Consider the following 15,433-nt stretch of genomic DNA (forward strand, 5'->3'; position numbering starts at 1 on the left):
CCGGGCCGGCAGGCGGGCCCCACGGGCCACCGGTAGAGCACAAGCGTCGTGGGCGGCCTGCCGGTTTCGCCACGGGGCCGCTCCTTAGCCTAGTGTCTAGGACCATGAGTGACGTTCTGGAACTGGCGGGAGTAAGCCTCGTCAGGGGTGGCAAGACCCTGCTCGATGAGATCGACTGGCAGGTCAACGAGGGCGAGCGCTGGGTGGTCATGGGCCCCAACGGTGCGGGCAAGACCACCCTGCTGCAGCTCGCCGGCGCGCGGCTCCACCCCACCCGGGGCGTCGTCGGGATCCTCGACGAGGTCATGGGTGCGGTCGACGTCTTCGACCTGCGGCCGCGCATCGGCCTCGCGTCGGCGGCCCTCGCCTCGCAGGTACCGGATCACGAGACCGTCCTGAACGTCGTCGTGACGGCTTCCTACGGTGTCACCGGACGGTGGCGCGAGCAGTACGAGCGACTCGACGAGCGCCGCGCCTTCCGTCTCCTCGACACCTGGGGCATGTCCCGCTTCATGAACCGCCCGTTCGGTTCCCTCAGCGAGGGGGAGCGCAAGCGCGTGCAGATCGCCCGGGCGCTCATGGCGGACCCCGAACTCCTGCTCCTCGACGAACCGGCGGCGGGCCTGGACCTCGCCGGACGCGAGGACCTCGTGCAGCGGCTGACCGAGCTCGCCCTCGACCCCGAAGCACCCGCCATGGTGCTGGTGACGCACCACCTCGAGGAGGTGCCGCCGGGCTTCACGCATGCCCTGCTGCTGCGCGACGGCGTTGTGGTGGCGGCAGGCCCCATCGCGGACGTGCTGACCGAGCAGAACCTGAGTGCCGCGTTCGACGTCCCCCTGAAGGTCAGCGAGGAGAACGGCCGCTACAGCGCCGTCGCCCGGGCGTGAGCAGCGCAGGCCGCCGCGCGCCCCGGCACGCTCCCTGATGCCCGTCATCACGCTCGATGCGGTCGACGACCCCCGGCTCTCGGACTACCGCGACCTCACCGACGTGCAGCTGCGCCTCGCCAGGGAACCCGCGGAAGGTCTCTACATCGCAGAGAGCTCGAAGGTGCTCCGGCGCGCCGTCGACGCCGGGCACGTCCCGCGGTCCTTCCTCCTGGCGCCGAAGTGGCTCCCCGACCTGGCCGACGTCGTCGCCCGCTTCCCGTCCGTGCCCGCGTTCGTGGCCCCCGAAGCCACGCTCGAGGCCATCACGGGTTTCCACCTGCATCGCGGCGCCCTCGCCGCGATGCACCGGCCGGCACCCCGGGCACTTGACGAACTGCTGACCCCGGCCCGGCGCGTCGCGATCATCGAGGACATGGTGGACCACACCAACCTGGGTGCCGTGTTCCGGTCCGCCGCAGCGCTCGGCGTCGACGCCGTGCTGCTCAGCCCCCGCAGCGCCGATCCGCTCTACCGGAGGGCCGTGCGCGTCAGCATGGGCAGCGTCTTCCAGGTCCCGTGGGCCAGGCTGACCTCGTGGCCCGGGGATCTCGCCGCCGTGCGCGCCGCCGGCTTCACCCTCGGTGCCCTCGCGCTGGGTCCCGGGGCCGTCCCGCTCGGTGCGTTCCCGGCACGGGACCACGAGCGGCTCGCCCTCCTGCTGGGCACCGAGGGGGACGGCCTGAGCGACGGCGCACTGGCGGAGGCCGATGTCGCCCTGACCATCCCCATGCACGGCGGCGTGGATTCGCTGAACGTCGCCGCGGCGGCGACCGTGGCGTTCTGGGAGTGCCGGTCCGACGGCGGCGGCGCGCGCCCCGCGCTTTAGCCTCGCGGATGCTCCTGCGCTAGTATGGATAGCTGGCGCTGTCGCCACCCTTTCAAGTTCCCGTGCCTGGCAAAATCCAGGCAACCAGAGAAGGTAGTCCCGTGAAGTCTGATATCCACCCCAAGTACCAGTCGGTCGTGTTCCGCGACCTGGCCTCCGACAAGGCGTTCCTGACCAAGTCGACGGTCGGCTCGCCCAAGACCATCGAGTGGGAAGACGGCAACACCTACCCCCTCATCGAGGTCGAGATCTCCTCGGAGTCCCACCCGTTCTACACGGGCAAGCAGCGCATCATGGACTCCGCCGGTCGCGTGGAGCGCTTCAACGCCCGCTTCAAGGGCTTCGGCGCCAAGAAGTAGTCCAGCTCCTCCCGAGCACCGGACCCACGGTCCCACGAGGAAGCCACGCCCATCCGGCGTGGCTTCCTCCCGTTAACGCACCACGGAAGGCACCCATGGAACAGGCACCGGAGCAGGCACCGGAACAGGCACCGGAACAGGCACCCGGCGCGGAGCGCCTGCACGGAGAATTCAAGACCCCGGGCGGCAAGCTCACGGCCGTGGACCTCAGCGTGCAGGGCGGGCGCCTCACGGGCGTGTCGGTCAACGGGGACTTCTTCCTCGAACCCGACGAGGCGCTGCTCGACATCAACGCCGCGCTGGAGGGGCTCCCCGCGGACACCGCGCCGGGTGAGCTGGCCGCGGCGATCACCCAGCGCCTCGACCCGTCGGCCGTGCTGTTCGGCTTCTCGCCCGAGGCCATCGCCACCGCGGTCCGCCGCGCCCTCGGACGGGCCTCGAGCTTCGCGGACCACCAGTGGGAGATTATACCTCCCACCCCGCTGTCCACGGCCATGCATGTCGCGATGGACGAGGTCCTCACGCGCGACGTCGGCGCGGGCTCCCGCAACCCGACCCTCCGTTTCTGGGAGTGGCAGGCGCCGTCGGTGGTGATCGGCAGCTTCCAGTCCATGCGCAACGAGGTGGATCCGGCGGGTGCGGACCGGCACGGGGTCACCGTGGTGCGCAGGATCAGCGGCGGCGGTGCCATGTTCATGGAGCACGGCAACGCCATCACCTACTCCATCTACGTGCCGCAGTCGCTCGTGGACGGCCTGAGCTTCGCCGACTCCTACCCGTTCCTCGACGCCTGGGTGATGGACGCCCTCCAGCGGCTCGGCATCCAGGCCTGGTACCAGCCCCTGAACGACATCGCCACGGAGGTCGGCAAGATCGGCGGCGCGGCGCAGAAGCGGCTCGCCAACGGCGGGATGCTGCACCACGTGACCATGAGCTACGACATCGACGCGGACAAGATGCTCGAGGTGTTGCGCATCGGTCGGGAGAAGATGTCCGACAAGGGGACGAAGAGCGCGAAGAAGCGTGTGGACCCCCTGCGCCGCCAGACGGGGCTGACCCGCGAGGAGATCATCGGCGTCATGATGGACACCTTCCGCGAGCGTTACGGCGCGGTGGAGGCATCACTCTCCGACGACGACCTCCGCCGCGCCGAGGACCTGGTGGAGCACAAGTTCGGGACCGAGGAGTGGCTCTACCGCGTGCCCTGAGCCTGCGCCCGCAGCGACCGCAGGAGATGGTCGCGTTCCTCCACGACGATGCGCCGCAGGGCCGCGGGTGCGTCGGGGTTCGCGTCCAGCCAGGCGTCGGTCCGCAGGACCACGGGGTGCCGTCCGGGCTCGCCGTCGAGGTCCTGGTGACCCGGGTACAGGCCCCGGACGATCCTGCTCGCCATCTCGATGCCGCGGGTGTCCCAGACCCCGCGGAGCGCCCCGAAGTAGGGCTCCCGGTACGGGTCCAGGAGTGCGTGCGAGCCGAGCATGAACCCCTCGATCGCCGCGCTGAGCAGCTCGTTGGACAGACGGTCGCCGTGCACCGCTTCCGCCCACGTTGCCTTCTTGATGGCCGCATCGGGGATCGCGGCGGAGGCGAGGGTGAAGCCCACGCGGCCCGACGCCGTCGGGTCCGCCGTCCGCTCGGCCTCCAGTTCCCCGGGCCGGACACGCTGCTGCGCGGCGAGTCCCTGGAGGAGGAGCCAGCGGAGTTCGGCGTCGAGGCCCAGTCCGTCGATCCGCTCGTCGCCGTCGAGCACGGCGCGCACGACGTCGACGGCCCGCCCGGCGCTGCGGGCGGCGGCCGCGAGCGCCCTGGCCCAGGCGAGCTGGAGGTCGGAACCCGGCTCCGCGGTGCGCAGGCCCTCCGCCAGGAAGTCGCTCAGCCGGTCCCGCAGCGCCGGGCGCTCTCCCGCGGGGGCGAAGCGTTCGATCGCGGTGCGGGCGTTGGCCAGCAGGACCTGCAGCATGCCCACCCCGCCCTCCACGGGCGCTGCGAGCATCACGGCGGACAGGTAGGAGCTCACCGGCAGGCGCGCGTCCCTCGTGGTGGACCACAGGGCGGTGAGGCACGTGGCCCGGGCCAGGGGGTCCTGCACGCGGTGGATCGAGGTCAGGAGGGTGGCGAGGGAACGCTCGTCGAAGGACAGCTTCGCGTAGGTCAGGTCGTCGTCGTTGACCAGCAGGAGGTCCGGCTGGTCCGCCCCGGCGAGCGCCGGCACGGCGGTCCGGCCGGCCTCGACCGTCACGGGCTCCGCTCGCGTCCGCACGAGCCATCCCTCGGTGTCGAAGGAGTACAGGCCTACCCGGATACGGTGCGGCCGGGGCTCGTCCAGTCCGGTCACAGGGTCCACGGCATCCTGGACGATCGTGACCCCGGTGAGGATGCCGTCGTCGGCCGTGACCTCGGCGGCGAGGGCGGGGACACCGGAGGTCTGGAGCCAGGACCGCGACCACGCGGCGAGGTCCTGCCCCGTCGCGAGGGCCAGGACGTCGAGGAGGTCAGTGAGGTTGGTGTTGCCGTACTCGTGCTTGCGGAAATACTGCCGGGCGGCGGTCGTGAAGTCCTCGCGGCCCACGAAGGCCACGAGCTGCTTGAGCACGGAGGCGCCCTTCGCGTAGGTGATGCCGTCGAAGTTCTGCTTCGCGGCCTCGAGGTCCGGGATGTCCGCGACGATCGGGTGCGTCGTCGGGAGCTGATCCTGCACGTAGGCCCACGCCTTCCGGCGGTTCGCGAAGCTGACCCACGAGGTGCTCCAGCGCGTCGCCTCCGCTACGGCGAGGGCGCCCATGTAGTCGGCGAAGGACTCCTTGAGCCAGAGGTCGTCCCACCACGACATCGTCACGAGGTCACCGAACCACATGTGGGCCATCTCGTGCATGATCGTGTTGGCCCGGGCCTCGCGCTGCGCCTCCGTGGCCGCGGACTGGAACACGTAGTTCTCGGTGAAGGTCACGAGCCCGGGGTTCTCCATGGCGCCGAGGTTGTACTCCGGGACGAACGCCTGATCGTACTTGCCGAAGGGGTAGGCGTAGTCGAACAGGTCGTGGAAGAAATCCAGCCCGCGTCGGGTGGTGTCGAAGATCTCGGCGGCGTCGAAGGACGGGGCCAGGGAGCGGCGGCAGTACAGGGCCAGCGGCACCTCGAGGCCCTCACCGGCCGTGCCCGCCGCACCGGTCCAGGAGTCGGTCTCCCGATGGTAGGGGCCCGCCAGCACGGTGGTGATGTAGGTGGAGATACGCCGCGTGGGCGCGAAGGTCCAGCGGGCGGCCGCGGCGTCGGATGTGTCGCCGAGTGGCTGGACGCCGGTCTCGGCGCCGTTGGAGGCGACCGTCCAGTCGGCGGGCGCGACGACGCTGAACGTGAAGGTGGCCTTCAGGTCCGGTTGCTCGAAGTTCGCGAAGACGCGGCGTGCGTCGGCGGGCTCGTACTGCGTGTACAGGTACGTCTCGCCGTCGGCGGGATCCACGAACCGGTGGAGTCCCTCGCCGCTGGTGCTGTAGCGGGCCTGGCCCGTGACGGTCACCGTGTTGTGCTCGGCGAGGTCGTCGAGCAGCACGCGGGCGCCGTCGCCGGCGGTGGCGGGGTCGAGTACCCGACCGTTCACCTCGAGAGCGGTGACCTCGCCGATGAAGTCGAGGAACGTGGACGCTCCCGGCTCGCGGCAGGAGAACACCACGGTCGTCGTCGTGGGGCAGGTCCCCTGGGCGGCATCCCTGGCCCGCGAGAGATCCAGGTGGACGGTGTAGCTCTCGGTCTCCAGCAGCGCCGAGCGGGCGGCGGCTTCGTCCCGGGTCAGGTTCTCGTTCTCCATCCGGTCATTCAATCACGCGTCCGCGCCCGGTCCCCGCGGACGATCGCCCCCTGGAACCCGGGAGATCGGGCCCGCCCCGAGACGTGACGAGGCCCCGGCGGTGCCGGGGCCTCGTCACGTCTCGGGGCAGCTACCGATCAGTCCGACGGGATGATCTGGCCCTTGCTGACGATCGTGAGGCCGGAGTTCGTGACGGCGAAGCCGCGGCGCCGGTCCAGGTCCGCGTCGACGCCGATCCTCACTCCGGCGGGGATCCGGACGTTCTTGTCGATGATGGCCCGGCGCACCACCGCTCCGGCTCCGACGTTGACCTTGTCGAGCAGGACGCTGCCCGTCACCTCGGCGGCTTCGTCGATGAACACGTCGGTCGCGAGGATGGAGGTGTTCACCGCGCCCCCGGAGACGACGACGCCGGCGGAGACGATCGAGTCGTGGGCCTCGCCGGATCGCCCGGAGGCGCTGCGCACGAACTTGGCCGGCGGCGAGACGCTCTGCCGTGTGTAGATGGGCCACTGCAGGTTGTACAGATTGAACAGCGGCAGGGGCGAGATGAGGTCCATATTGGCGTCGTAGTACGAGTCCATGGTGCCGACGTCGCGCCAGTACTGGCGGTCTCGGTCGGTGGAGCCGGGGATCTCGTTGGTCGTGAAGTCGTAGACGGCGGCGTCGTTGCGTTCCACGAAGTAGGGGATGATGTCCCCGCCCATGTCGTGCTTGGTGTCCAGGCGCGCGGCGTCGTCCTCGAGCGCCTTCAGCAGGGCGTCGGTGGTGAAGACGTAGTTGCCCATGGAGGCGAGGAAGCTGTTGGGGTCGTCCGGGAGGCCGGGCGTGCTCTTCGGCTTCTCGACGAACGCCGCGATGCGCCCGGGATCGTCCTGGTCCACCTCGATCACGCCGAACTGGTCCACGAGGTCCATCGGCTGGCGGACGGCCGCGACGCTGACCGACGCCCCGCTCTTCACGTGCGCGTCGACCATCTGCTCGAAGTCCATCCGGTACACGTGGTCCGCGCCGATCACGACGACGATGTCCGGCTGCGCGTCGTGGATCAGGTTCAGCGACTGGTAGATCGCGTTCGCACTGCCGAGGAACCAGCTCTTGCCCCGGCGCTGCTGCGCGGGAACGGAGGCGATGTACTGCTGGAGCTGCGTGGACATCCGCCACGTCTCCGAGATGTGCCGGTCCAGGCTGTGGGACTTGTACTGCGTGAGTACAACGATCTGGAGGTAGCCGGAATTGACGAGGTTCGACAGCGCGAAGTCGATGAGCCGGTAGCTGCCGGCGAACGGCACGGCCGGTTTCGCCCTGTCCGCCGTGAGCGGCATCAGGCGCTTGCCTTCGCCGCCCGCCAGAACCACGGCAAGTACTTTCTTTGGTGCCACTTCAGACCCCCCGCTCTTCGTTGAGTGTTCTGCCTGCTCGATAGGTGGTCGATCAGCGTTGGTACACACAGCCCGGAACCCTTCCGGTTTCTTCACACTAGAGGACAGGGGACGCACTGCACTACGTTGGGGGAGTGCGAGTAGACATTGTGACCAAGGAGTTCCCGCCCGAGATCTACGGTGGAGCGGGGGTACATGTCGCCGAGCTCAGCAGGGTCCTCGCCCCGCAGGTCGATCTCCGGGTCCACGCGTTCGGGGCGCCCCGGCCGGGGGAGTACCACGGCGCCTCCGTGCTCTCCTACGGCGTGCCGGAAGGCCTCGCCGGAGCCAATCCGGCCGTCCAGACCCTGGGCACGGACCTGCAGATGCTGGGCGCGATGGCGGGTGCGGACCTCGTGCATTCCCACACCTGGTACGCCAACATGGCCGGGCACCTCGCCTCCCTCCTGCACGGCATCCCGCACGTCCTCAGCGCGCACAGCCTCGAGCCGCTGCGCCCCTGGAAGGCCGAGCAGCTCGGGGGCGGCTACGCGGTGTCCTCCTGGGTGGAGAAGACGTCCTACGAGGCGGCGGCCGCCGTGATCGCCGTGTCCGCCGGCATGCGGGCGGACATCCTGCGCAGCTACCCCGACGTCGACCCCGACAAGGTCCACGTGGTCCACAACGGGATCGACGTCGCCCAGTGGTCCCGCGACGAGGACGACGACGCCCTGCGTGCGCACGGCATCGATCCCGACCGCCCGAGCGTGGTCTTCGTGGGCCGCAATACGCGGCAGAAGGGTGTGCCGTATCTGCTGCGTGCAGCGGCGCACCTGCCGGCGGACGTCCAGCTGGTCCTCTGCCTCGGAGCCGCGGACACGCCCGAGCTGGCCGCCGAGACCGAGGTGCTCATCTCCGAGCTGCGGGAGAAACGGGGTTCGGTGGTACTCATCGAGAAGATGCTGCCGCGCCGGGAGGTCGTCCAGATCCTGAGCCACGCCACCGTCTTCGCGTGCCCCTCCATCTACGAGCCCCTCGGGATCGTCAACCTCGAGGCGATGGCGTGCGGCGCTGCCGTCGTCGCGTCGGCGACCGGCGGCATCCCCGAGGTGATCGACGACGGCGTGACCGGCACCCTCGTGCCCCTGGAACAGGTACAGGACGGCACCGGGACGCCGCTGGATCCGGAGCGGTTCGTCCAGGACTTCGCCGCCGCGCTGAATGCCCTCGTGGGCGATCCCGCGCGGGCGTCCGCGATGGGCGCCGCGGGTCGGCAGCGGGCGGAACGGCACTTCGACTGGGGATCGATCGCGGAGACGACCCTCGGGGTGTACCGCAGCGTCCTCTGATCCCGTCGACGTGGTGTTGCTGCCCGGTTCCGAGGAGGAGGCATCCCCTGCTCGTCGTCGAAGTTCACGCCCCGGTCCACGGGTCGGCAGACACGAACCGGATCGCCCGCATATCCATCCTGTCCAGCTGCGACGAAAAGCTGTGAACACAGGTATCCGCGGGCGACGAGCCAGGGCACCCGATGTGGAGTCTGCAGGTCTATCCGCCCGCCCCGAGGCCGAACGAGACGCGCTCCCGCATCGAGGAGGGGCTGGCCCAGGCGGCGTCGTGGTCCCTGGAGAGACATCTCAGCGAAAGGATCCTTTGACCGGACGGGCGGTGAGGTCCGACGGCGGGTTCGCGAACCAACATCGGCCGTGGATCACCGCGTTGGACGGCCGGCTTTCCGCACCGCGACGTGGCGTGCCAGATGGGGCAACCCGCCTCGCATCCCCTGCGTATCGGGACACTGAGGCTATGAGACGCCCACGTGGGTTCGGAGAAGGAGCCGGAGCCCATGGGCGGGATCACCCATCGCATCAGCTGGTCACATGTCGGACCTGAACACGATCGAGTCGAAGACGGCGCGTGCCTCGCTCGTCAGCTCCGGATTGATCGATTCGTGGAATTGGGTCACCCAGATCACTGCGCGCTGGCCGTCCAGGTCGACCACCCGGTAGGTTTCGCGTTCATCCTGACTCGAGTACCAGCGTGAGCATTCGTTCGAGAATCCTGAGTGGAGGCAGAACTTGTCGCGGTCACAGGCGGTGATGTCCACGTCGCCCTCGATGGAGTGGTCGAACTCGAAGCCGGAGTGATCGCCCACCATGACCTCGACGGGAGGGGTGCTGGCCGTCGACGTCTGCGCCGTCATGGCGTCGACGAAGGCCTCGGCCGACGGACCGACCTCGACGAGCGCGCCCACCCACGCGCATGAATCCGTCGGCACATAATCCGCGGGCCACCAAGCCACGACGACGGCCCCTTCATCCGGGTGATCCGGGTCGTCCTTGGACAGGACGTCACCGCCGTCGCTCAGCCAGCCGTCCGGGACGGTGATCTCGAAAGGCTCCGTGTAGCTGGTGACGAGGTATGTGCCGGCGTCGATGTCGCCGCTGTCCGGCAAGGGTGGGACCGCGCCAGCCTCCGTCGTCGGAGAACTGGTGGACGGGAGGGAGGCGTCGTCGGGTGCAGACTCGCACCCGCCGAGGCATCCAATCAACGCGATAGCCACCAGGAGCAGGAGATGGCGCGACCGCTGAGCGGCCTTTTCGAGGGGTGTCAGGGAGCTCATCGATCCACCAGGCCGCTACAGGGTGCTGTGAGGCCCCGCAGCCGGATGACCCCGCGGGCGGCACGAGATGGGATGCCGTCGCCTCAAGTCTCCTCCGGCACAGAACCCAGGACAATAAGAGTCGGACGGAGATCAGTCTCGACTCATGCACTCCGCCGAAATGACGGGAGCGCCCTGAAGCAGTGTCGAGAAAACGCCGAATTCGAGGCCTCTTTTCACCGCCCTGGTCCGACGAGCCCAGAAATCTGGCGGTGGCCTACGGCTCGTAACCCGTGGGTTGCAACACACCAGGACGAGACACCACCAGCTCTGTGAGTCCCAGCGCTTTATGGTTGATCGCCTGATTCCGCGGACGATCCTTCATCGGGAAAGTGGGGCTGCTGGACGATGTCGAAGGCATCTTCGTCGAAGACAAGTCCCTTGCAGTCACCGTGCATTGGCGTCGTGCACCGGACCGGGATGGTGCCGTCAAGCTCGTCGCCCCGCTCATCCAAGAAGTGATTGACACGTACGCGCTGCGCCACGAGCCCGGTAAGTTCGTCGAGGAGCTTCGGGTCACCGCGCCTCTCCGTGCATTGGCAACGTTGGAGCCGATCGTGCGCAGCCTTCTCCAGCAGCCCTCCAGTGGCAGCCACGAGAGCCAGGAGGAGCAGTGAGCGACCGGCTCAGGGACATGCGCGATGGTGGACGCCGGGCTATCCGACAAGGCATCCACCCGCTTCCAGAATCGATTCCGCGATGACCCACTGACCGACGACGCATACGGCTATGAGTCCACTTCCGAGAATGTAGGTCCCGACGCGCGAGCCCTTGCGCATGTGATGCGCGTTCGGCGTCGTTCCAGCCCGCCAGATGCCGATGAGGAGCAGCATGCAGGGAAGCATCGCGATCTGCATGGGAATACCCCTGCCGCTGCGGTCATATTCTCCGTCGTAGGGCATCCGGGTATCCCATGGAACATCGAGAAGAACGAAGCCAGCGATTGCAACACAGGCTACGAGAGCAATCGGGCTGAGGGCGCGAAGGAATTTGGTGGCCTTCTTGCCCAGCCGCAGGTCCTCCGTAGTGAATCCCTCTGGCGTGGACCCATCCCCGGCGCCAAGGTTCGCGACTTCGCTCACCATCTCCTCGTTCGAGCCCGGCGCAGGTTGTTTCCTTCGAGCTCAAGAGAGGAGGGTACTGCTTACTGCTAGAAGTGGCTCCGGTGTGACGGATATACCTGGCCCCACTTCATGACGCGCCCCGACAGTACTACCGGCGAAACGACCACCCGATGAATGAACTCCGAGCGGTGGAGGATCGTCAGTCGCGTCGGATGGCCCACGGTGTTTCTATGCCTGTTCGGGAGCAGCTACTCGGATGCAGCAGCGGAGACGCGGGCTTTCCTGCCAGCAGCTTCTACGGCGGCGGCGATACCGAGCATCATTGCCACGCCAACGGTGGTACCGAAAGCGAGAAGTACAGCTCCCACCATCCACAGCCCGGTCACGTCCGTCGCGGCGGCCGTCGTGATCCACGCGAACGTGAAGGACGCTGGAAGGACCAGGAGGGCGACGGCGACATGCAGGAGACGGTAGGCGAACCAGACCACCACGATGCTGCAGAGAAAAGCTCCGACGCCCTGCCACACCGCGTATGGGCCGCCCATTCTCCCGGTCGCCGCGTCGTACTGGTACTCGGTATCCCAGGCGAACCAGCCGCACCAAAGCCCGGCCGACAGAACGGCGATCAACGCTACTGATGCCCATTGCTGTGCAGCGGGCCGATCACGATTCCGAGTCAAGTGCATGCTTCACACTAAGCCGGGCACCGGGCGCTCACCGACAACCTCGAGTCGCGACTTGCATTTATCCGCGACGGCCCTGATCAGCTCGCGGGCGGAGCCATAAGATCATGGCTCAAATCCCCTCCAGTGGAGGATCCGGTTTGCGGACCCCGACGATCAATCGAACCGTACGGCGGCTCTGGCGGGTCCTCCTCAGCCAGGTCAACCAGCGCCTCGCCGTGATGGGCGGCCACGAGGGTCGAGGACCAATGCTCGTTGAAGGTTGTCCGGGTCCTTCGTGGAGGCCAACCGCTCCACCGCACCGTACAACGTGAGAACTTCGCTGAGCGGCAGGTCCTCGGCCCTCACTACACCTATGGTCGTCATACTTCATCCGGACACGCAGCCCAATCAGCGAGAGAGGCGGCGAAATGCTCGCTCGCTGGACCATCGTTCACGGGGTGACGGCGGGGCGTGCAGTGCTAGTTGTCGTTTCCTCGTGCGTCGTCGCCCTGGTCGGTATCGATGCCGTTGTTGTCGTCGTAATTGCCGGTGTCGTAGCGGGGTCGTCGCTATCGTTACTGCCGAGGTCGCATCCTCCGAGGAAGAGGCTGGAAGCCGCAAGGAATGCTGCGATCGTCGAGCTTTTCTTGGTGGCCATGAAGTTTCTCCATTCGGTGGTGAGGCAGTGGTTGATGGTGGTGTGATGCCCTCGAACTGTTGGTGCGGATTCTTCAGTCGAAGTGGGTGTCGGGTCCCTGATGGTTGATGGTGACGACGAGTTCATGGGCGAGGTCGCGGAGTTTGACCTGACGGTGGCTGGACGCTGACTTCATGATGGCGACCGCCGCGGTCTGGCTGCACTTGTTCTGGGCCATGATGATGCCGGCGGCGAGGTCGATGACGGTCCGGGACTGGAGCGCGGCGTTCAGATGCCCGGTCTTCTCCGCGAGCGTGGCGATCCGTACGGCCAGACGCAGGGAACGGGAGGCTTCCCGCGCGAAGAACCCCGCGGCGTGCCTGGCCTCGGCGGTGAACGTGTTCGACGCTGTGGAGTACAGGTTCAGTCCGCACTTCGCCTCACCATCGAGAGGGATCGGCACGCCGAGGATGGACGACGCGCCGTGGCGGGTCACTTGTGCCAGGTACTCCGGCCACCGCTGATCGGTCCTCGTGTCAGGGACATGGACCGGCTGGTCGGTCCGGGCAGCGGTCAGGCACGGCCCATCGCCGTAGGAGTACTGCAGCTCATCGAGCCGCCGGGCCTCGGGACTGCTACTGGCGATCGTCACATTGGTCCGTGGTCGAAGGAGCGTCACCCCGCAGAACACGTCGTGCCCGGCGAGGTGTTCGGTGGCGGCCCGGGCGAGGCTGTCGAGGAAGCTTTCGACGTCGGTGCTGTCCAGGACGAGGTCCTGCAGGTAGATCGCCGTGTGGGCAGGTGTTCCCGGCAGGAACTGCTCATATTCGTCCTCGAAGAGATCATCGAATTCGTGCTCCGCGAGAACGGGACGATCAACTGCGGCCGGTGCTGCGGACGGTGCTGCGGACGGTGCTACGGACGCTGTCACGGAGAGTGCCGCTGGGGGAGCCGGGAGGGGGGGTCTCGGCTGGAGGCACGAGAAATTTGTTGTCGTTGATGATGCTTCCTCGGAGGACGTTGACGGTGTACCCGCGCCAGGGAAGTCCGGGCGGGCCACCGATGGCGCACCGCTTACTGCTGAACGACTTTCCTACGCTACCGCCGGTCACAGTCATCAGCGGGGGCTGCCCGGACGAAGCAATCCATTGACTTCCGCCAGCACGTCGTGGCAGCCGGGTACCAACCAGTGGCCGTTCCACGAGGAGTAACCCGCACCGGCCCGACCGACACGACAGAAGCAGTAGTGAACCGCACACTGGTTGGCACCAACGCCACCGGGATCGTGCGGGTCGAGTAGCTACTGTCCCTACGGACCAGCGCGAAGCCATCGAGGTCCAGGCACGGTGAAGGCCTACTCTTCGCCGGGTTCGGACTTCGACGCCCGGCATCGGCGTCAGGATCTGCTTCCGCACCTTCGCCGCGGTAATGAGCCAGCACTTCGTGAGCGCAGTTCACCCGGTCCACTCCGCTCCTGAATTTCGATCCACAACGAACGGGGGGCTGCACCGACGATCTCGACCAGCGGAATGATCGTTTCTGTGCCGCCCTAGCGGGCTGCTCGTGACTGTGGTGAGCCTCGTCCTGATGCTGGCAGCCGAATCCAGAGTGCCGATGACGGCTGTTGTCCAGGCCTTTCATGGAGGCGATGACATCGCCTCACGCCTGCACGGTGGCGGCAAGGACGGTCCGCTGGACGCGTTCACTCTTGTGCATGGAGAAGAACGATCCTGCCGTCAAGGAACAGCGTTGCAGCGGGTACACCTGGATTGCCCTTTCGGCGGCCCACTGCCGTGCGTACTCTGAGGACATCGAAGGCGTGGTTCCAGCGGGCTGGTGGTTGTGGGTTCTTGTAGGAAGCTTGTTCATGCTTCGATGGCGGCCGGTCCGCGCATCTTCGGGTCGGCGGCCTTCCTCAAAGGAATTGCCGTGAATTCAACAACGAGTAGGCAGGGTGTCCGTCCCGTTGGCAGCGGTCGAAGGACCTTCGGCGTCGAGGAGGAATTCCTGCTGGTCGACCCCGGGACGGGCCAGCCGGCACCTGTGGCAGAGCAGGCACTTCGGCGCAGGTCCAACCGTCAAGGGTTCGTCGCCGGCCCGGTCCTGACTCCGGAGGTCCAGCAGGAGCAACTTGAAGTTGTCAGCCCTGTATGTACCACCTTGCAGGAGATGGCTGGAGCAATCAGGGAGGGCCGCGGTCTGGCCGATGAGGCCGCACGGTCGGTGGGCACCAGGGCGGTGGCGCTGGCGACCAGCCCGGTCGCGGTCACTCCGACACCGGTGCCGCAGCCCCGCTTCCTGGAGATGGCCGCCCGGTTCGGGCTGACTTTCCGGGAACAGCTCACGTGCGGCTTCCATGTCCACGTCGGCGTTGACTCCGGCGCGGAAGGGGTAGCGGTGCTGGACCGCATCCGTGTGTGGCTGCCGGTCCTGCTGGCCCTGAGCGCGAACTCCCCGTTCTGGCAGGGAGACAACAGCGGCTACGCGAGCTTCCGCTACCAGGCGTACGGCCGGTGGCCGACGTCGGGACCCTGCCGGCGGTTCGGATCCGAACGGGCGTACCGAAACCATGTCCAGTCATTGCTGGCTGCCGGCGTCCTTGTTGACGAGGGCATGGTGTACTTCGACGCCCGCCTCTCCCGCCATCATCCGACGGTCGAGGTGCGCATCGCCGACGTCTGCCTGGAACCCGAACACGCCACGACAATCGCCGCCCTCGTGCGGGCACTCACGGAACGAGCCGTCCAGGAATGGCGGGCCGGAACCCCTGCCCCGCATCGGTCAGACACGCACCTGCGTCTCGCGGCGTGGCACGCCAGCAGATCCGGAGTAGGAGGCAACCTCCTCCACCCGGTACTGAACACCCCGTGTCCGGCTGTCGAAGCGGTCGAGGCCCTCCTGGCTCATGTCCGCCCCGTCCTGGCAGGAAGCGGCGACGACGAGCAGGTGGCCCTGGGCATCTCGCAGATCCTCACCGCAGGCACGGGCTCATGCAGGCAACTCGAAACGATGGCGAACAGCCAGAGCTTGGCCGCGGTGGTGGCGGACGCCGTCGAACGCACCCAGGGCACCTCCACCGCCACGCAGTCCCGGTCCCCTCGCTGCAAGACACCTGACTGATT

General features: G+C 67.6%; 14 protein-coding genes. 8 read left to right on the top strand and 6 right to left on the bottom strand.

What is annotated here, in order from left to right; translation table 11 throughout:
• The first annotated feature begins 104 nt into the window (after window positions 1-104).
• From CXQ92_RS02110 to CXQ92_RS02125, 4 genes are all read left to right on the top strand, one after another.
• Window positions 105-890, top strand: a complete 786-nt coding sequence (locus tag CXQ92_RS02110) for an ABC transporter ATP-binding protein (RefSeq protein ID WP_104164879.1) — start codon at window positions 105-107, stop codon at window positions 888-890.
• Window positions 891-927: 37 nt separating this feature from the next.
• Entirely contained in the window at window positions 928-1,758 is an 831-nt protein-coding gene (locus CXQ92_RS02115) for an RNA methyltransferase (RefSeq protein WP_104164881.1), read from the top strand.
• Window positions 1,759-1,859: 101 nt separating this feature from the next.
• Complete coding sequence (locus CXQ92_RS02120; protein ID WP_104164883.1) at window positions 1,860-2,117, top strand: type B 50S ribosomal protein L31; 258 nt, start codon at window positions 1,860-1,862, stop codon at window positions 2,115-2,117.
• A 95-nt stretch (window positions 2,118-2,212) separates the two neighbouring features.
• Window positions 2,213-3,325, top strand: coding sequence for a biotin/lipoate A/B protein ligase family protein (locus tag CXQ92_RS02125; protein ID WP_104164885.1), 1,113 nt, complete (start codon window positions 2,213-2,215; stop codon window positions 3,323-3,325).
• Here the strand turns inward: CXQ92_RS02125 and pepN are convergent.
• Together pepN and glgC are read right to left on the bottom strand one after the other, a co-directional pair.
• Window positions 3,310-5,922, bottom strand: coding sequence for an aminopeptidase N (pepN, locus tag CXQ92_RS02130; RefSeq protein WP_104164887.1), 2,613 nt, complete (start codon window positions 5,920-5,922; stop codon window positions 3,310-3,312). The genes CXQ92_RS02125 and pepN overlap by 16 nt on opposite strands.
• A gap of 137 nt (window positions 5,923-6,059) precedes the next feature.
• Window positions 6,060-7,304 carry a glucose-1-phosphate adenylyltransferase gene (glgC, locus tag CXQ92_RS02135; RefSeq protein WP_104164889.1) on the bottom strand — a complete coding sequence of 415 codons (1,245 nt, stop codon included), beginning with the start codon at window positions 7,302-7,304 and terminating at the stop codon, window positions 6,060-6,062.
• Between the two features lie 134 nt (window positions 7,305-7,438).
• On the opposite strand from glgC, the gene glgA reads away from it, so the two are divergent.
• Window positions 7,439-8,632, top strand: coding sequence for a glycogen synthase (gene glgA, locus CXQ92_RS02140; RefSeq protein WP_104164891.1), 1,194 nt, complete (start codon window positions 7,439-7,441; stop codon window positions 8,630-8,632).
• Between the two features lie 527 nt (window positions 8,633-9,159).
• Here the strand turns inward: glgA and CXQ92_RS02145 are convergent.
• Window positions 9,160-9,906, bottom strand: coding sequence for a hypothetical protein (locus CXQ92_RS02145; protein WP_104164893.1), 747 nt, complete (start codon window positions 9,904-9,906; stop codon window positions 9,160-9,162).
• Between the two features lie 371 nt (window positions 9,907-10,277).
• On the opposite strand from CXQ92_RS02145, the gene CXQ92_RS02150 reads away from it, so the two are divergent.
• Window positions 10,278-10,562, top strand: coding sequence for a trehalose-phosphatase (locus CXQ92_RS02150; RefSeq protein ID WP_104164895.1), 285 nt, complete (start codon window positions 10,278-10,280; stop codon window positions 10,560-10,562).
• 39 nt (window positions 10,563-10,601) lie between these two features.
• On the opposite strand, the gene CXQ92_RS02155 is transcribed toward CXQ92_RS02150, so the two are convergent.
• Entirely contained in the window at window positions 10,602-11,030 is a 429-nt protein-coding gene (locus tag CXQ92_RS02155; RefSeq protein WP_104164897.1) for a hypothetical protein, read from the bottom strand.
• A gap of 227 nt (window positions 11,031-11,257) precedes the next feature.
• Window positions 11,258-11,638: a hypothetical protein gene (locus CXQ92_RS02160; protein WP_104164899.1), complete on the bottom strand. Its 381-nt coding sequence runs from the start codon at window positions 11,636-11,638 to the stop codon at window positions 11,258-11,260.
• Between the two features lie 464 nt (window positions 11,639-12,102).
• On the opposite strand from CXQ92_RS02160, the gene CXQ92_RS02165 reads away from it, so the two are divergent.
• The gene (locus CXQ92_RS02165; protein ID WP_104164901.1) at window positions 12,103-12,378 is read left to right on the top strand and encodes a hypothetical protein; all 276 of its coding nucleotides are present in this window, start codon (window positions 12,103-12,105) and stop codon (window positions 12,376-12,378) included.
• A gap of 27 nt (window positions 12,379-12,405) precedes the next feature.
• Here the strand turns inward: CXQ92_RS02165 and CXQ92_RS02170 are convergent, their stop codons facing one another.
• Window positions 12,406-13,242, bottom strand: a complete 837-nt coding sequence (locus CXQ92_RS02170) for a GAF and ANTAR domain-containing protein (RefSeq protein WP_258069664.1) — start codon at window positions 13,240-13,242, stop codon at window positions 12,406-12,408.
• 998 nt (window positions 13,243-14,240) lie between these two features.
• Here CXQ92_RS02170 and CXQ92_RS02175 point away from each other — a divergent pair.
• Window positions 14,241-15,431, top strand: coding sequence for a glutamate--cysteine ligase (locus CXQ92_RS02175; RefSeq protein WP_258069665.1), 1,191 nt, complete (start codon window positions 14,241-14,243; stop codon window positions 15,429-15,431).
• Window positions 15,432-15,433: the final 2 nt, after the last annotated feature.

Source organism: Arthrobacter sp. SX1312 (assembly GCF_002929295.1).
In the GTDB taxonomy this organism is placed as follows: domain Bacteria; phylum Actinomycetota; class Actinomycetes; order Actinomycetales; family Micrococcaceae; genus Arthrobacter_D.